Below are 17112 nucleotides of genomic sequence, written 5' to 3'. Positions count from 1 at the left end.
CCCGCGGAGCGGGTACCACATCGCTGCGCGATGTGCAAGCGAACCCCCGCGCTGCGCGCGGGGGTTGCGCTCCCGCTCCGCGGGAGCGCTGGCGGTTCGCTGCGCTCACCGCTCAACCCGATTGCTGCGCAATCGGGTTGGCATCCCCTGCGCTGCGCTTCGGGGATGAGGCTGCTGTGCAGCCTGACCCGGACTGCGTCCGGGCTGTGCGGTCCTCCGCTGCGCTCTGGACCGCGGGCCTCACGCTGCGCGTGAGGCGGTGAGCCGCGCTCCGCGCGGCTCGAGCTGGCGGCAAGAGGTGATCTGGGGTGATTGGCCGTCAGCTTCTGGGGCCCCGATGGTGGGGGTGTTCCGCTCCTTCACTGTGAGGGCTTCCCGGCGGGCGTCCACGGTTTCGGGGAGGGTGCCGGGGCCTGCACGGCGCTGCGGAGCATCTCTTTCAGCGTTTTCGGTGGGGCTTGCTTCTCCTCCTGTGAGTGCATCAGCCGGGCTACTGTCACCCGTATATGGCACTCACGGCTCCTCTGCTTGAGGAGCACCACCCAGGCCCCGTCCGGAGTGAGGAAGGCATGCCGGGCCGGCTCGTCTCCGGGCTTGGCGTGCCGGGCGAGGACTCCCGGCAGGTAGTGCAGGGCTGCATCCTTGGCTACGGCAGTGGCTTGCTCCTGGTCGCCATTGATGTGATGAGTGCCTACCAGCATCCATCGGTGCAGTTTCAGTTCCACGTCGTCGGCGTGTTCGGTCTCTCTGGTGTCCTCTTCAATGAGGACGTACCACTCATCGGTCATGATCGAATCATAGCTTTCTTCCGGGGGGCTCCGGAGGCTTCTCGATTTGATGCAGCATGTAGAGTTGGCAGAAATAAGGGATCCCTGCGGGCGTCAGGACCGCGCTGCGGAAGGAGGAGGATAGGCGTGTTGATCTACAAGTATCTTCCCCATGAACTCGTGCGGCTGGGGGTGGTCTCGAAAGCCGCTGGCCTCGATCCCAGCGCGGTGGCCTCGCAGGTCCGTCTGGCTCAGGAGCGTCTCGGGAGCGCGCGGCTGGCCCCTTGCGAGCCTCACAATCTGAGTGAGCTGCTCATCGCGGAGCTGCGATGTCATCAGTGGGAGCGCATCGCGAGTCTGATGAACAGGGAGGGGATGGCCGTGTATGCGCTCGCTCGCGATGCGCGTGGCGGCCGTTACGAGCAGCGGCGGCTGCAGCGGTTGGCGAACGATGTGGCGGAGGCCGAGCAGTCGGGGGCCGGCGCTGTGGAGATCACATGGCACCGGGTCTACCGGATCGATGCCCGGCCCGCTGCCGGCTCGGCTGCGCACGTACCGGTCCTCACTCTCCATCTGATGGAGGCATCGCCTGACGGCGCGGCCGAGAAAGCCTGGGCGGTCCACGGACGAGACGGTGGCCTCTACCAGCGTGGCGGATACCGGATCACCTCAGTCGAACAAGCCCTTCCCGAACCCGGAGAACTCTTTTGATCCAGCTCCGAGAACATCAGGTGGCTCAGAAGTCGAGTTTCCGCAAATGGGTCGGATTTCCTGCAAGATCACCTGTGCCCCCTGGAGGCGCGCGGGGCACGATCGTGTCCGCGACCGGATCGGGCAAGACGATCACTGCTGCCGCGTGCGCGCTGGAGTGCTTTCGCAGCGGACGGATCCTCGTGACCGTGCCGACCCTGGACCTGCTCGTGCAGACCGTCCAGGCCTGGCGGCTGGTCGGTCACCGGGCCGCGATGGTCGCTGTGTGCTCGCTGGAGAACGACGCGGTCCTCAACTCGCTGGGCGTGCGCACCACCACCAACCCGATCCAGCTCGCCCTGTGGGCCGGGGCCGGGCCGGTCGTCGTGTTCGCCACGTACGCCTCCCTGGTAGACCGCGAGGACATCGACGCACCTGCGGGCCAGAAAGTTCGTGGGCCGCTGGAGGCTGCTCTGGCAGGCGGGGAGCGGCTGTACGGCCAGCACATGGACGGCTTCGACCTCGCGATCGTGGACGAGGCGCACGGCACCGCCGGTGATCTCGGCCGGCCATGGGCAGCCATCCACGACAACACCCGCATCCCCGCCGACTTCCGCCTCTACCTCACCGCCACCCCCCGCATCCTGGCTTCCCCGCGGCCGCAGAAGGGCACGGCCGGGCGGGAGTTGGAGATCGCTTCGATGGCCTTGGACTCCGAGACCTACGGGCCGTGGCTCGCGGAGCTCGGACTTTCGGAGGCGATCGAGCGCGAGATCCTCGCCGGATTCGAGATCGACGTCCTCGAGATCCGCGACCCCTCCCCCCTCCTCGGGGAATCGGAGGAGGCGCAGCGCGGCCGGCGCTTGGCTCTGCTGCAGACCGCAATTTTGGAGCACGCCGCGGCGTACAACCTCCGTACGGTCATGACCTTCCACCAGAAGGTCGAGGAAGCCGCCGCGTTCGCGGACAAGCTGCCCGAGACCGCTGCCGAACTGTACGCCAACGACGACGACCTGGCCGCCGCCGACAAGCTCCCCGCGTCCTCCATCGACGCGGCCTTCTACGAACTCGAGGCCGGCCGCCACGTCCCGCCGGACCGGGTGTGGTCGGCATGGCTGTGCGGCGACCACCTCGTCAGCGAGCGGCGTGAGGTCCTGCGGCAGTTCGCAGGCGGCATCAACGCGGCCGGGCGCCGGGTGCACCGCGCCTTCCTCGCCTCGGTTCGGGTCCTCGGGGAGGGCGTGGACATCACCGGCGAGCGGGGAGTCGAGGCCGTGTGCTTCGCCGACACCCGCGGCTCCCAGGTGGAGATCGTGCAGAACATCGGCCGGGCGCTCCGGCTCAACAAGGACGGCTCCACCAAGGTCGCCAGGATCATCGTGCCGGTGTTCCTCGAGCCCGGCGAAGACCCGACCGACATGGTCGCCTCCGCCAGCTTCAAGCCGCTCGTGGCCGTGCTCCAGGGGCTGCGCTCGCACGATGAGCGCCTGGTCGAGCAGTTGGCATCCCGCGCCCTCACCAGGGGCAAGCGCAGAGTCCACGTGCAGCGTGACGAGGACGGGCGAATCATCGGGGCCGGCGGCGAGGGCGAGGACCAGGAGCAGGACGACACCGACGCCGCTGCCGAGTCGGCGCTGCTCCACTTCTCTGCTCCCCGGGACGCGGCGACCATCGCGGCGTTCCTGCGTACCCGGGTCTACCGACCCGAATCCCTGGTGTGGCTGGAGGGCTACCAGTCCCTGCTGCGCTGGCGGGCGGAGAACGAGATCACTGGCGTCTACGCCGTCCCCTACGACGTCGAGGTCGAGGTCGGCGTCACCAAGGACTTCCCCCTCGGGCGGTGGGTGCACCAACAGCGCAAAGCCCTGCGCACCGGGGAGCTGGAGGACCGGCGCAAGGCCCTCCTGGACACGCCCGAGGCCGGGATGCTCTGGGAACCGGGCGAGGAAGCCTGGGAGAACAAGCTCGCCGCACTCCGCTCCTACCGGCGGACCACCGGACACCTCGCACCCCGACAAGACACGGTCTGGGGCGAAGGCGAGGGCGACGACGAGCAGCTGGCTATCGGACAGTTCCTCGCCAACCTCCGCCGCAAAGGCGGCCTGAGCAAGGACACGGAACGGGCAGCGAAGCGCGCGCAGCAGCTGACCGCGGTCGACCCGGACTGGAACTGCCCCTGGCCGCTCGACTGGCAACGCCATCACCGCATCCTCGTCGACCTCGTCGACGCCGACGGCCACCTGCCCGACATCGCACCCGGCGTCCTCTTCGAAGGCGACGACCTCGGCAAATGGCTCCAGCGGCAGAAGCAGCCGGCCACCTGGAAGCAGCTCCTGCCCGAGCAGCAGGAACGGCTGGCCCAGCTGGGCGTCACGCCCGCTGAGACGCCGTCTCCCGCCCCGGCCGCCGAGGGTGCGACGAAGGGCCCAGGCAAGGCGCGGCGGGCGTTCCAGCGGGGCCTGACAGCCCTCGCCCAGTGGGTCGAACGGGAAGGGACCCATCGACCGGTACCGCGCGGCCACAGCGAGCAGATCACGGTCGACGGCGAAACTGAACCGGTGACCGTCAAGCTAGGCGTATGGGTCTCCAACACCAAGGCACGGCGGGACAAGCTCAGCGCCGAACAGCTGGCTGCGCTGCGGAAGCTCGGCATGGAATGGGCATGACGCCGTCGTACGGCCACTGAGCCGCATACCCGCGCGAGACCCTGGGGCCGCGATGTACTGGGCTGTCGAGCCGTACCCGTTCCGATTCTGGGGGAAGCGCGTGCAGCTTCTTCGCCGGGACGAAGCTACGGACTGAGCAACTGGCCGAAGAACCCGCTCAGCATGAGCTTCGCAGCCTGCGAGTCCACGAATTCGGCGCCGCCGAACCGGTACACCTCGTACCCCTGAAGACGGATCCGCCGATCTTCCCGGACCATGTCGGCGTAGAGGCCGGGGGCAAGTTTCCCATCGCGCGAGTAGTGCTCCTTCCCATCCAGTTCGAGAACGTATCGGCGACCGCCAGAAGCAAGCATCAGGAAGTCCATCCGCTGCCGCGTCAGCACCTTGCCTTCCACCCGCTGGTCCCGCTGATGTTGCGCCAAGGGGTCATAGTGGAGATACACCTGCGGCAACAGAGCAGGGAAGTCTCCGAAACCTCGCTGCATCGCGTAGTCCCAGTAGGAGTCCAGCAGCAACTGCTCCGGGAAGTTGAGTGACCTCCTCAGCCGCTTCAGGAGCGCCTGCAGCCTGAGCGGCTCAGACAGCCCGTACATGCCGTCCTGGAGGCGCCACCACTTGCTGAGTTCGCTCCAGGTAAGGCCTGCGGCACCCACTGGGCGGTCATAAAGCAGGCAGTGTTCCTTGTTCCTCGTGATCTCGATGACCCCACCCGCGACGTCCCTCCAAATGATCTCTGGCTTCTGCGCAGAGGCAAAAATGAGGTTGCGCAGCTCGCCCCGCAGCCCCCGCAGCCCTCCGGTAAAGGTGGTCTGCTCGCGTCGATCCAGCGCTGCGCGCCCTGGGGCAAAGACCCTGGTCAGATCAGTACTGAGGTCGCTCTTGTGCTCCATCCGGAATGAGTAGTAGCCCTGCTTGTCATGGAAGGGGACCTCGAACTCGATACCGAGGCGGCGCAGAATGGCCTTGAGACACCGTATGACTGCCCCTGTCTCCGAGTTGTCCATCAGCCCCTCGTGCTGAGGATCCTGGGGCAGGTCGTCGATCAGTAGATCGATGAGAGCGTGCGCAGCCTCTTCGTCACCGCCTGCAGACGGGGCGCTCCGAAGCTCGTTGATGGCCGCGCGATTCAGCCTCGTGTACGAGTAGTTCTCACCTTGGACGGTTTCGAAGAAGAGTTCCTGCGACACCCTTTCCCCCTCACCCTTCGTCGTCCGGCAGAGCCCGAACGCCAAAATGATGATCTCGCATGCCTCTGACATCGAGCAGGATGCTTCCACGATCTCTGCGCTGCAGTGGCAGGCACAGACGGGAGTACCTCCCGTCCGGCGGGAGTTTCCCGCCTCACCCCTTGGTGGGACTCAGCGCCCGGAGGACAGCATCGGAAGTGCCAGCGACTTGCTTCCCGGCCCGGCCGCCGGGCCGACAGCAGGTGCGGCGCGGCGGTCCCAGCCGCGCGCAACCGGCTGAGCGTGCCCCGATCCCCCACTGCGGCCGCGCCACGCGTCCCACCCGGCTCCTTCCGTACGGCCGGTTGCTCGCCGGTGCACCGTAGAGCCAGCCGCCCGCGCCCGGGCCGGGACCGGATAGCCCAGCCTGACAACCAGTTGCCACAGCCTCGGAGCGCTATACGCCAACTCAGCTTGTGCGTCATCGAGTTGGGCCTCAAATCACCTGATCTGGCGAATCCAGCTGCTTCCGTTCGCCGCGGCACCGGTCCGGGTGACAGATTCCGTGGTGCACGTCGGTGGCCTACCACTGGCGTCCGCCTCATGCCGCCGTCGGCGGAGCAGGAGCAAGCTGCGAGACGCCCAGACACCGTCCAGGTGCTGTTGGGGCTGATCGTCCTTCGGGCGTCGGCAGGTGGACCGTACGGGGCAGGGACCGCCGACACCTCCGGTGTCGGCCCGTTTCCCTGTCGGCACGAGGCTTCGGCGCTCGGGCGCGTGACACGCTCCCGAGAGACGGGAGCGTGTGTGTTCGCCCGGTACGCCCGGGTGGAAGGACGACACCATGGTCCCGAAACGGCCGGATGACATCTACCCGCGCATCGGTACCCCTGCCTATGGCGAGCGTCTCGCGGACGCCGTTGACAACACCTGCGCGGACGAGAAAGTAGTACCGCCTCCCCGGTCGGCGATCATCGAGGGTCTGGCCGCCGCTCTCCCGGACACCGAGATCAGGAACCTGATCACCACCAAGGGCGGCAGGAAGGTCCTCAAGCCCGGCGCCTACCGGCCCGTGCAGGCTGGCGCCGAAAAGGTGCTCCTGTTGATGTGCGACATCCACGGTGCCGCAGTAGCCCCGTGGGACCTCAACGACCGCACCGTCAGTTCTTGGTCCCCGCCCGGACCGGAGGCCAGGCAGCGCGTCAAGGACCTCGTCGCCGCCGAGATGACGCTGCAGGACGCCGAGAAAACCGCGAAGTCCGCCGAGAAGGAGCGCGAGGCTTGCCGCCGTGCGCCCGGGGACGACGCGCACGCCGCCGCGGCGCTGTTGGCGGCCACACAGAAGCACAAGGACGCCGTCCTTCTCGTGAGGGAGCTCGACGGCGAGCGACGGGCCCTGCTTACTGCCCTCGGCGACCGGCGACCGCGGCCGGTGGTCCGTGCCGCGGAGGAGGACGGGGAGGCGAAGGCGGCGCTGGTCCTCGCTGAGCAGCCCTACGAGGTGGCCGTCCACATGCAGCGGTACGCCGCCGAGCGGCTGGAGCGTGCCGGGAGCACCCGCGGGTACGACCTGGCCGAGTCTCTCGTGGACGCGGGTCAGCTCTCCAAGGGCATGAACGTCCTTCAACAGTGGCAGATCATCCAGTCCGACGGCACGGTGTCGAAGCTGTGGCGGCTGGCCGCCGTGACCGGCAACAACCGTGCGCTGGCCCGTCTGAACGTCTTCGGCGTGCGTGCGGAGCACCTGGTGGCGGGGATGCCCCAGTCCCTAGTACCCCTGCCGAAGGACAAGGCCGACCCCGGGCTGCTGCTGCTGAACCTGCGAGAGGTTCTGAACCGGCTCTCCGCCCGGCTCAACGAGGCCGGTGCTAAGCCGGAGACGATGCCGGCCGACCCGTCGATCCGGGCCGCGAGGATCGCGACGGTGTCGGCGGAGGTCGTGATCGGCTGCACCAAGCCAGAGGCACTGGAACACGTCCTGCGGACGCTGAACGTCAACGATCACCTACGTGGCATCCAGCCCTACGACGAGGACGCGCGCCTGATCGCTTTGTTCGCGACGCTCGTCGACTCCTACGCCAGGAAATCCGCGCTCACCGCCGCGCTCACCGAAGCGTTCCCCAACGCCCGCGGTGCGGACCTTGTTGATCTGGCTGGCGTGCGCGACGCGCTGACCGCCAACGGGCCGCTCGACCCGCTCGAGCCGCTCGTGCCCGCCGGTGACGACGTCTGCCCCGTGGTGCTGCGCGACATCGCGGTGCGGGCCATCACCGCGCTGGTGTTTCCCGGCATTCCTCCCGAGGACCCGCAGAGGACGGGCGCGCGTACCGTCCGCGATACGGGACGGTTCTGGCCGATCGTGAGGGGCACGTTGCAGCAGCCTGCGTGGAGTCAGACCCGGGCCAAGACCACGGACGCACGGACGCGGCTGTGGTCCGCCGCCGTGGCTCAGCTGTTCCTGCACCGAGGCAACATCCTCTCCGCGCTCGGTCTTTTCAGCACTTCGCAGACCACGGACGGCGCCGGGCAGGAACCGAGGTCGCTCAAGGAGCTGTTCCTCGGGGCAGACGCCGGTGACGTGAACGCCTGGGCCGCCCTGGTCGACAGGATGGTGCCGGCGCTGATCCACGCTCCGCAGCCGTTCATCACGCCCGGCCAGGGCAGTGAGGCAGGCGACGGACGCAAAGGCGTGCGCCGCAGCCCCAAGAGCGCCGTCGCCGCTCTCACGCTGGCGTACACGGAGGACAGCTATCCGGGCATCAGCCGGGCCCTTCTCCTCGCGTTCGCTAGGGCCGTGCTGGAGCACCCGGACGCCACGCAGCCGCCCGAGGCGGAGGACGGCACGCCCCTGATCTGCTACGGCGAGCAGCACTGGGGCGAGGGGGAGCGGACGGCGATCACGGCGGGGATGGTGATCGCTCCAGACACCGAGGGCCGGCCCACGCAGTACGTCGCCGACAAGGCGTGGTTCGACGAGACGTTCCCCGTGGACCTCATCCGCCCGGCCCAGCCCGGAGGAAGCACCGGCACCCTCGCGGCCGCCGGGAACAACGCGAGTCCCGACGCCAGCACCACGTCGCACGGAGAAGCACCGGCCGATCCCCGCGATCAGCTGGCCACCCTGCGGCGGGAACTGCCCGCACGTGTCGAGCTCGTCGAAGCGGGCTACCAGCGAGCAGTGGATTCCGCCCACACACTGATGACGGACTTCGAGGACGCACGCCGCCTGCGAGCCCAGCTCGCCGCAGAGTCGCTGCCGGCCGAAGTGCGGATCGAGTGGATGGAGAAGCTGACGAAAGCTCGGGCCGCGGCCCATGCCAGCGTGACGACGCTCGCACAGGTGGAAGCGCTTATCCTGCAGATCTGACGGCGCAATAGAAAACGGGTGCGTTTGCGTGCGGGGCACCTCCCTCGCAAGCACTCTGGTCCGGCCCTCGGCTACATCGCGTCGCCGAGGGCCGGAGTCGTTGCCGGTTGAGATACTGCCTCCTCAATGAGGCGGGGAGGCCTAGTGATCATCTTTGATACGAATGCCGTGAACCTTCTGCCGCCCGAAGGACCGCGTGCGGACATCATCCGGAAGCTGCGTCAGTCGGGGCACCACAGGGTCGCTGTGCCGTGGATGGTCCTGGAGGAAATGGCCGCCCACCAAGCACAGCTCTATCCCGTGAAGCACCAGGCAGTCGTGAACACGCTGTCCAAGCTACGCGACTTCCTTCCCTGGGATCTGGAAAGCTCACTGGAGCCGTTGGATCTGGAACGGTTTCTGGAGCGCTGGCGAGGGGTCTATGGCGAGATCTTCGAGGTGATCGAGACCAGTAACGACGCCATCCGCAGGGGGTTCCAGCGGGAGGCAATGGCCCTTCCGCCGGCGAAGCGAGCTGACGACCACTCCGTGGGGGGCCGCGATGCGGCGATCTGGTTCTCCATCCTGGAATTCCTCAGGCAGAACCCGGACGAGCACGTCCACTTCGTCACCAACAACACCAGCGACTTCGGCGACGGAACCACCTACCCGTTCCCGATGAGCGAAGACGTCCGCGGTCTTGAGAGCCAGCTCACCTACCTCAAGGACTTCAACGACGTGGTCTCCCAGTTCACCAAGGAAGTGTCCGGGAAGGAGGCAGAAGCCGCTGCAACCGAGTTGCTGAGGTCATTGTCGGTTCGAGCGGGAGTAGCCCAGGCGGCGAGGAACCTCAGCACGCTCTCCGGGTTCGCTGGGCTGAGCGACGACGGTGCGCCCGAGAAATGGTACGCGTGGTGCGAAGATCCCGAGGTTGAACTGCTCAGCGTCACCGAAGTCACGGGCCATGAGATCGAAAGCGACGTCTGGTACACGGCCAAAGCCCGATGGCTGCTGTACGGCCTCGCGGTCGACGAGACAGAGACTCTGGCCGGGAACATCGCCTCCCTCTGGGAAATCAAGGTTCTGTTCTCCACACGCGACGACGAAACCCCAACCCTGCTCGCATCAGACGAACCGGCATCGCCCGACGACGGCGACGAATCATGCATGGAGATCCTCAGGAGCCTCAAGCGGCGCGTTGCCGACGTCGCCGCAGCCGCCAAACGGAGCCTCCTTACAACTCCGACTCCAGTCGAGCGCGCAGTCGCCGACCAGATTGCGCCCTCTCTGGCAAAGCTTGACCTGGCCACCACTCGCCTCGCCCAGCAAGCCGCCGCCCAACAGGCAGCACTCATCAATGGCCCCGTGCAGCGTCTTGCCCGCCAGATGGCTGCCGAGCAGGCAAAACTGATCAACAGTCCCGCCCATCAGCTCGCCCGGAAGATGGCTGCCGACCAGGCAAAGCTATTCAACGGACCTGCGCAGCAGCTCGCCCGGCAGATGGAAGCCAACCGTGCCGCTCTGCAGGCCGCGATCAATAGTCCCGCACTACGTCACGTCCAGCAGATCGCGGCCTCGCTGCCCAAACTCGACATCGCCACCTCACTCCCCAAGATCGATATGCCCGGCGTCGCGTACCGACCAAGCGTTCGTGAGCAAGTGGTAGAGGAAGGCGATGAGCAGGCACAGGTCTTGGATGTCCAAGAGGCTCCCGAGCCCGAGGCAGAGGAAGCGCAAGAAGACGGTGACAGCACAAGCGAGTGATCGGGCGGTCACCGCACCGGACCCGGCTGGGCGGGCTCCCGCCCCGGCTCGGGGGTAACACGGAACGGGAGCCCCACGTCCATCTTCCTCACTGCTCGGCCGTACGCGTTCATCGGCCAGCTTCTGGCCCGTGGCGTAGGACCGGCTGCTGCAGATGATGCACCGGCTGGTCGTCCTTGCGCAGCGGGTGTGGCTTCTCGGCATCATCGTGGTGCACATAGGAGTTCATCGTGGCGTGGGCTCCGACCGCCGCGGTGGAGGCATCTTGGAGGGGGCTCAGGCCTTCATCCAGCAGCCCGCCGACACCATCCGCGCCAAGCCGCTGAGCAGCACGGACGCGAGTTATCCCGGGGCCGGAAAGTGATTGGCGGTTCCTTCGCCTGCTGCTCGAATCGATCACAAGGGGTGCAGTACGGCGTGGTGGTGGAGGAGCTCGCGGTGGAAGTCATAGCAGAGCCGCTCCTGTCTGCCATGACCAGTCTCTCTGTTCACCGCACAGGAGCTACAACCAAAGAAGATCCAGGGAAATCACTGCGAGCTGGGCAAACCTGACCTGTTGCAGAACCGCTCCCCTGCGTTTCTCAATGCGGCCTGTTTCTGCAGTTCAGCCCCAATTGTCAGACCATCCCCGTACCGTTGTGAGTCCTACTCGCGACGGCTGCGGGGAGTGCCAATGGACGACGACCTTCAGATCGACAGCGACGAAGACCTCTTCCGCAACCCCGTCTACTACGAACCGGCTGGCCGCAACCTCGACCTGGACCGCCCCGACCTCGGCGTCCCGCAAGGCCAAGACCTCCTGAACGTGCTCCTGCGCATGCGCGGACGCGTCCCCGTCGAAAAGCGCGGGCTCATCTGCCCCGACTGCCGAGACCTCCGCGGCCGACGCATCCCCATGTACCTCATCCGGCGTGACGGCGTATGGCTTGCCTCCCACTACCGGAAACCCGGGGAGAAGCCCATCAGCCACGAGTCCGACGAACACCTCGCCCGCAAGGAACGCGTCGCGAAGGACTCCGAAGATCACGGCTTCCACGCCGACATCGAGTCGCAAACCCCCGACGGACACGCTCGCCTCGATGTACGCATCAACGGCGCCAACGGCATCGTCCTGGGCTACGAACCCCAATTGAGTGCTCAGACAGCCCGCGGAATGCGTGCACGGGAAGGGTTCCGGCGCCGCGGCGGTATCCAGTCGGTCTGGGACTTCGCCGACCCCGACCATGCAGGCATCGGCACCGTCCCTTACGTCCGCACGCCCAACCTGCCGGCCTCCGTCATCCGCGTGCAGAAGAACCCCATCGCGGTCCAGGACGGCAACTTCGTCTTGGAGGAGGGCCAGTGCAGCCAAAACGGCGCACTCACCCGGTGCCCGGAGAAGCCCTACGATCCGGAGAACCCCACCGACACCGGGTACTGCGGGGGCTGGCACCGCGTCCTCATGCCCACCCATCAGTCGAGCACCTTCACTGGGGCAGGCGGCCTGACCCTCACCCGGTTCATCGTGGAAGCCGCGGCCGGTGAACGGATCCCGTTCCAACGAGGCGGCCACCACGGCTGGCTCCCCGCACAACAGTGGCAGCAGTACCTTGACGCGAACGGGCCAGCCCTGGACGACAAGGAGCGCCAATCAGCCGTACGGCAGGGGAACCGGCACGACAGATGCACCGAGGACCGTCCGGCTTCGGAGCTGCGAGCTGAGCCGAAGCAAAGACGTGGCAGCCGCGCCATCGTCCTTGAGTCCCGCCCCCGAGAAGCCGAGATCGCAAGGGTTCCGGTGGACGCGTCGGGCCAAGCGATCCCGCTCTGCCGCTTCGGCTGTGGTCAGCCCGCAAGCCTTCCAGGACCCGAAGGGCTGCCCGAGCACTTCTCGTGCCGCAGGAAGCATGAGGCGTGAGTGAATCTCTGGCAGGCGGTGGACCGGCGTCGGGTGATGGCCGCTGGGGCTGCCAGCTAGCGTCAGACTCCACTGTCGGTGGTGCGGTGCGGCAGTCAGTGAGTGGCGGTGTCCGAGGCTGCGGCCTCGGTGAAGGTGCTGTGCTCGGTACTACGGCTGATCAGGTCGAGTTCCATGTCGCCGGCGGTGAAACGATCGGTGTAGTAGCGCCCGGCGATGGAGCGGGGTGTCCGGCCGGCTAGGCTAATCCGGCAAGCGCCGGTGTGCACTGGGCTGCGGTGCTGGTGAGCCACCTGTGGAATGTTCTCGTAGAGGAACCGCAGCTCGGTTATGCCTGAGCCGTCGCGCTTTTCGATGGTCGCGTTGGTGGACCGCGAGGCGCTTTCCCCGGTCCGTAGTGTGGCGTGGAGAGTCCAGTAGGACTGCTCGACGGTCAGGTAGGCACGAATGGGGCCGCGGTTTCCGCCCGTAGGGATGTGACTCTCCGGGCTCGGGCGCAGTGTCACCCGCCAGGTGCCGTCCAGGCGTGGGTGTCCGTTGAGGCGGTGTATACCGCGCCATCGCCACGCCCACTTGTCGAAAACCAGGACCAGGTAGCCGAGCAGGGTGGGGACGTATGCGAAGGCGTACTTCAGCTCCTGCTCGGGGTGCACCCCGAGGATGTAGAGGAGCGCTCCGTACAGGGTGGAGGCGACGGCGGCGCCCCAGCGGATGGACTGGACGGGTGAGCTCATCGCGGGACTCCGTAGCCCAGGTAGTCCCAGGCCGCGGTGACCAATTGTCGGGCGTCGCTCTGGGTCCACTTCTGGCCTGGGCCGAAGAGCTTCTTGATGCCGTTCGGTTCGACCATGGCGTCCGGGTCGGCGGTCAAGGACCAGAAGTTGAACTGTCCCCTGAGGTGGTCAAGGGCCGCGCGGAAGGCAAGGTCAAGGGAGAACGAGTTCTTCAGGGCCGTGTCGGGGACGTTGTAGATCAGGCACTCCATGAAGTACGACGGAAGACACTTGATCTTGCCCATTGCTGCCAGGTCGTTCTCCACCGACTTCAGGGCGCGGACCGCGAACTTGTAGCGATTGCCGGTCCGGTTATTCTTCGCCCGGCCGTTGTCCAGCTGCTGCTGAGACCAGTTGACAATGTGCTTGCCGTCTTTGGTGAACACGACTGTGCCGCGCCTAGAGTCGCCGAAGGCGGGTCTGTGGAGGTAGGTGAAGCACGGCACCACATCGGTGTCCGGGCGGCTGCCCGGAACGCTCGGAACGTAGAAAGCCACGTTGTGACTGGCGTCGACGGCGTTCGAGGCGCGCCTGAGCGCGATCCCCAGCTCGCTTCGAAACTTCTCCGGGGTCCAGGGGCCCGTGTAGTTGGCGTTCTGCAGGGCCAAATCCCAGTACGTCATCCCCGCAGGGGGACCCTGGAATATGCGTTGGGTGAACTCGACCTTGATATCCATGTCGCTCTCGCTGCTGACGTTGGTGTTGTTCGCCCAGGAGCCCTTCGGCTCGACGATCAACCCGAGGGCAGCAAAGGGAGGATGCTGTTTGACCGCGCTGGTCACCATGCGCCGAGCACGGGCGAGCCTCGCCTCTTCAGCCGTGCTCGGGGGGCTCTTCCACCGATCCAGTTTGTTGATTCGCTGCTGTGGCGTCAGTCGCATCTCATACCCCTCCGCGGCCGGAGCCGGACCCGCACCCCGCGGCGTAGTCTCCATGCTCGAGCGCAGGCTACGCCGCACCACCGACAATCGCCCCGCTGCCTTCTCCACGACAGTGGGTGCGCCTGTGGGCCAGATCAACTGGTGCAGCCCACAGGTCTTCTACAGCTCGAACTCCAGGTGCTCCACGTCCGTGAACCGGACCTCCTCCAGGCTTCCGGCGCGGCGGCCGCCGTCCTGGAAGTACACCTCTTTGAGTGCTTCGGCGGCGATCTCCTTCAGCTCGCGGTCGCCGGCGCCGGCCTCTTGGGCGTCGAAGAGGCGGGCCGCGTACTGCGGGGGCAGGGCGACGGTCAGGTGGCGGATGCGGTCCTGGTCCGTCGATCCGATGGGGGCGGTGTAGCCGAGGCGGGCGCGGGTGTCGATGACGATGCCGCCGGTGCTCGCCGCCCTCTTGCGGGCCTTGGCCCGGATCTGTGGCTGCCAGCGGGCCTTCACCTCGCGTTCCAGGCGTGCGGCGAGGTCCGGGCGGGGCTTTTTGATCTGGTCCTTCACGTACCGCTCCACGGTGCGCTGGGAAATCCGCAGCATCCGAGCGACCGCCTTCGTGCCGCCCAGCTGCTTGACCAGGTAGCGCATCTGCGCGGGCGCCGTCTTGGGTGCCGGGCGGGTGAACGCCTTGTGCACCGCGGCGTCCAGGCCGTCCCCGAACATGCTCATCGCCTGCCCACTCCCCTACTCGCCGTTGTCCACGTCGGTGACGGTGCCATCCTTGATGTACCGGGCGAGGTTGAGCTCCGGTGCATTAAACCGCTCGCGGACCTCCTCGCCCCACAGCACGGACTGGGTGCCCTCGTGCTTGACCAGCCCGGGGTTGATGCCGAGCTTGAAACCGCCCGGCAGCGGCTTGCCGTCCCGGTAGGGCAGGAAGTCCAGCGGGCTCGGTCCGTTCGCGGCGTAAACAACGCAGTCGGACAGGACCGCCACCGGGTACTGGCCGGTGAACGCCGCATGCTTGACGATCTTGCGGTGCAGGTTGATCCGGGTGCGGGAGATGACCGCCGCACGAATGTCCGGCCGCCAGGTGGGACGCGACAGCGCGCGCCACGGCTCGCCCGGCCGCCAGCCCTCACCCCGCGGGCGCTCACGCAGCTTGCCCAGCCCGCCCTTCACCGTCGCCTTGATGGCCGCGGCGACGATCGCCATCTCCGGGTCCCGGCCCTGGTAGCCGTCCATCGCGGTGAGGAAGTCGGCCGGGGTGAGGTCGGCGTGGACGCCGAGGTCGGCCATCGTGGCGAGGTAGGCATCGCGCAACCGGTTGTACCAGCCGTCCAGGTAACGGCCGTTGTCGTACCGCACGTAGGCCTCGACCGGCGTGACGTCGTAGCCGAGCTCGACCGCGTAGGCGACAGTCGGGGTCGCGTACCAGGCCGGGCCCTCGGGCCGCTCGCCCTTCGGCGTGAACGGGCTCGGCAGCAGACTCGCGTCCAGGTCTGCCCACGTGTCCTTGCCGAGCTTCACCCGGGACAGGTCAACGTGCGAGAGGTCCACCAGCCACGATCCGGGCAGCTTCGCATCGAACACCGGCGCCGTGACGTGCGCGGGCGCGCCGAGGCCTACGGTCAGGCCGTTGGCGCCGGCGCCGAAGGCCATGTTGACGTCGATACCGACCAGATGCCGCTGCATGCATTCGGCATCGGTCATCGGCCGCGCCCAGTCGTACGCCTCCTCGAACAGCTTCTCCGCCGGGCCCCGGACGTGGAAGCGCGGCAGGTCCTTGAGGAGGGGGTGGCCGTCGGGGGCCTCGCACGGCGTCGGGTCGACCGGCTCCCTGCCCAGGCTGCCGGGGTTGTGCTCGGAGTGGCGTCTGCCGTCGGCGTCCGGCTCGGAGGCCCTGGTCGGCGGGTGCAGCGCGGTCATCAGCTCCAGGCCGGTCACAGCCGTCGATCCGCGCGGCGTCATCACCCGGGATGCGAACACGCCCAGGACGCGGGCGAGTTCGGCCGACGCGAGCTGCCCCACCTCGCCCCAGTGCCGGGTGCCCAGCGCGTGCCAGGACGGAATGCACAGTTGCACGCACTGGCGATCCGAGCCCTGCGCGGGACGGTAGATCCGCGCCCACGGCCCGAACCCGCGCTTCGTCAGCTTCCACTCCGCCCGCACCAACTGCCTGACGACCTTGTGGCTCTCCGGGATCCGTCCGGCCAGCCGCTCCTCATCCGTGAGGGCGACGGGCAGACCGTAGCGCTCCAGCGCGGCCTCAGTGAGTACGAGCAGCGGATCGCCGTCCTTCCCGGGGCCGGACAGCCTCGGCTGACCGAGCTTCGCCTCCTTCAGCGTCCACTCCACCAGGGACGGCAGGGACTTGGCGGGCACCTCCAAGATCAGGCCGCCGGCGCAGTACGCCAGCACCTGCCCGTCCTCGACATCGACGACCGCCAGCGGCCCGTTCACGAACCGCGGGTCGCCACCCTCAGCCGGTGTCACGGCCGGGGCCGCCTTCCGGGTGCCCGGACGATGCGGCGTCGACGACGGCCCGGTAGCACGCGGCGGACGCGGCGCAACCTCGGAAGCCGGGGCGACGGGGGCAACAGGGGGCTGAGGGCGCTCGGTTACGGTCCCGGCCACAGCCTCGGGCGCCGGACCGATGGGCACAGGATGGGCTTGCGCCGAAGCGGGCGCAGGAGTGACAGGGCTGGGCGCCGGGGCGGCCGGCTCTTCCGGGGCGGGGTAGAGCTCAGCAAGCTGCCGCAGCAGCCGTGCGTACGCCTCACGCTCCGGACCGCGCGGCTCGGTCGGCTTAGTCAGGGACTCCCAGCCCGACACCGTCGCCCGGCGCACATGCAGTGCGGCAGAGACTTCCTCCAGCGTCAGGCCGTGCGCGGTACGCAGCCGCTTACGCTCCGCCGCAGGCGGCAACGGCGAGCGCGACGCGACCAGCGCGTCCACCGCATCGAACAACTCAGACATGCCACACCTCCAGACACCACCCTATCCTCATGACCGTACAGGGTGCGTACATTCACCGTACGAGTTGCGTACGACGTGCGTCCGGAGGGGAGCCGTAAAGCTAGTAGGACTCCGTTAGGTCTGTCTCGCTCTTGGTGTCGAACGTGTTCTGGCAGGGAGGGGCTGGTGGCAGGTGGTGCATGTGCCGGTCCAGCA

12 protein-coding genes are annotated in these 17112 nt (G+C 67.5%); 6 read left to right on the top strand and 6 right to left on the bottom strand.

Annotated elements, in window-relative coordinates:
- Positions 1 to 359: 359 nt before the first annotated feature.
- Complete coding sequence (locus tag ACZ4AA_RS37965) at positions 360 to 788, bottom strand: hypothetical protein (RefSeq protein ID WP_467613192.1); 429 nt, start codon at positions 786 to 788, stop codon at positions 360 to 362.
- A gap of 126 nt (positions 789 to 914) precedes the next feature.
- Here ACZ4AA_RS37965 and ACZ4AA_RS37960 point away from each other — a divergent pair, with 126 nt between their 5' ends.
- Both ACZ4AA_RS37960 and ACZ4AA_RS37955 read left to right on the top strand, forming a co-directional pair.
- The gene (locus ACZ4AA_RS37960; protein ID WP_467613189.1) at positions 915 to 1478 is read left to right on the top strand and encodes a hypothetical protein; all 564 of its coding nucleotides are present in this window, start codon (positions 915 to 917) and stop codon (positions 1476 to 1478) included.
- Complete coding sequence (locus tag ACZ4AA_RS37955) at positions 1475 to 4123, top strand: helicase associated domain-containing protein (protein ID WP_467613186.1); 2649 nt, start codon at positions 1475 to 1477, stop codon at positions 4121 to 4123. The genes ACZ4AA_RS37960 and ACZ4AA_RS37955 overlap by 4 nt, the downstream gene beginning before the upstream one ends.
- A 125-nt stretch (positions 4124 to 4248) precedes the next feature.
- Here the strand turns inward: ACZ4AA_RS37955 and ACZ4AA_RS37950 are convergent, their stop codons facing one another.
- Positions 4249 to 5382, bottom strand: coding sequence for a hypothetical protein (locus ACZ4AA_RS37950; RefSeq protein WP_467613183.1), 1134 nt, complete (start codon positions 5380 to 5382; stop codon positions 4249 to 4251).
- Between the two features lie 751 nt (positions 5383 to 6133).
- On the opposite strand from ACZ4AA_RS37950, the gene ACZ4AA_RS37945 reads away from it, so the two are divergent.
- From ACZ4AA_RS37945 to ACZ4AA_RS37930, 4 genes are all read left to right on the top strand, one after another.
- On the top strand, positions 6134 to 8656 hold the full coding sequence (locus ACZ4AA_RS37945; RefSeq protein ID WP_467613180.1) for a hypothetical protein: 2523 nt from the start codon (positions 6134 to 6136) through the stop codon (positions 8654 to 8656).
- A 144-nt stretch (positions 8657 to 8800) separates the two neighbouring features.
- Positions 8801 to 10399, top strand: a complete 1599-nt coding sequence (locus ACZ4AA_RS37940) for a PIN domain-containing protein (RefSeq protein ID WP_467613177.1) — start codon at positions 8801 to 8803, stop codon at positions 10397 to 10399.
- A 154-nt stretch (positions 10400 to 10553) separates the two neighbouring features.
- Positions 10554 to 10763 carry a hypothetical protein gene (locus tag ACZ4AA_RS37935; RefSeq protein ID WP_467613174.1) on the top strand — a complete coding sequence of 70 codons (210 nt, stop codon included), beginning with the start codon at positions 10554 to 10556 and terminating at the stop codon, positions 10761 to 10763.
- A gap of 192 nt (positions 10764 to 10955) precedes the next feature.
- Positions 10956 to 12296 carry a hypothetical protein gene (locus ACZ4AA_RS37930; protein WP_467613170.1) on the top strand — a complete coding sequence of 447 codons (1341 nt, stop codon included), beginning with the start codon at positions 10956 to 10958 and terminating at the stop codon, positions 12294 to 12296.
- Between the two features lie 95 nt (positions 12297 to 12391).
- Here the strand turns inward: ACZ4AA_RS37930 and ACZ4AA_RS37925 are convergent, their stop codons facing one another.
- The 4 genes from ACZ4AA_RS37925 to tap all read right to left on the bottom strand — a co-directional run bounded on the left by ACZ4AA_RS37925 (position 12392) and on the right by tap (position 16917).
- Positions 12392 to 13030 carry a Cap15 family cyclic dinucleotide receptor domain-containing protein gene (locus ACZ4AA_RS37925; protein ID WP_467613167.1) on the bottom strand — a complete coding sequence of 213 codons (639 nt, stop codon included), beginning with the start codon at positions 13028 to 13030 and terminating at the stop codon, positions 12392 to 12394.
- Positions 13027 to 13854, bottom strand: a complete 828-nt coding sequence (locus ACZ4AA_RS37920) for a nucleotidyltransferase-like protein (protein WP_467613164.1) — start codon at positions 13852 to 13854, stop codon at positions 13027 to 13029. Before ACZ4AA_RS37920 ends, ACZ4AA_RS37925 begins: the two co-directional genes overlap by 4 nt.
- 255 nt (positions 13855 to 14109) lie before the next feature.
- Positions 14110 to 14667 carry a telomere-protecting terminal protein Tpg gene (gene tpg, locus ACZ4AA_RS37915; protein WP_467613160.1) on the bottom strand — a complete coding sequence of 186 codons (558 nt, stop codon included), beginning with the start codon at positions 14665 to 14667 and terminating at the stop codon, positions 14110 to 14112.
- 15 nt (positions 14668 to 14682) lie between these two features.
- Entirely contained in the window at positions 14683 to 16917 is a 2235-nt protein-coding gene (tap, locus tag ACZ4AA_RS37910; RefSeq protein WP_467613156.1) for a telomere-associated protein Tap, read from the bottom strand.
- Between the last annotated feature and the right edge of the window lie 195 nt (positions 16918 to 17112).

Source organism: Streptomyces sp. NPDC024698 (assembly GCF_055559015.1).
Note: the sequence above shows the minus strand (reverse complement) of the source record. Positions and strands in the feature narration are given on the sequence as shown.

Excerpts from the sequence above, each read along its gene's own strand:
- ACZ4AA_RS37965 (WP_467613192.1), bottom strand. The coding sequence starts at position 788 with ATGACCGATGAGTGGTACGTCCTCATTGAAGAGGACACCAGAGAGACC.
- ACZ4AA_RS37950 (WP_467613183.1), bottom strand. The coding sequence starts at position 5,382 with ATGTCAGAGGCATGCGAGATCATCATTTTGGCGTTCGGGCTCTGCCGG.
- ACZ4AA_RS37945 (WP_467613180.1), top strand. The coding sequence starts at position 6,134 with ATGGTCCCGAAACGGCCGGATGACATCTACCCGCGCATCGGTACCCCT.
- ACZ4AA_RS37935 (WP_467613174.1), top strand. The coding sequence starts at position 10,554 with ATGATGCACCGGCTGGTCGTCCTTGCGCAGCGGGTGTGGCTTCTCGGC.
- ACZ4AA_RS37925 (WP_467613167.1), bottom strand. The coding sequence starts at position 13,030 with ATGAGCTCACCCGTCCAGTCCATCCGCTGGGGCGCCGCCGTCGCCTCC.
- ACZ4AA_RS37920 (WP_467613164.1), bottom strand. The coding sequence starts at position 13,854 with ATGGTGACCAGCGCGGTCAAACAGCATCCTCCCTTTGCTGCCCTCGGG.
- tpg (WP_467613160.1), bottom strand. The coding sequence starts at position 14,667 with ATGAGCATGTTCGGGGACGGCCTGGACGCCGCGGTGCACAAGGCGTTC.
- tap (WP_467613156.1), bottom strand. The coding sequence starts at position 16,917 with ATGTCTGAGTTGTTCGATGCGGTGGACGCGCTGGTCGCGTCGCGCTCG.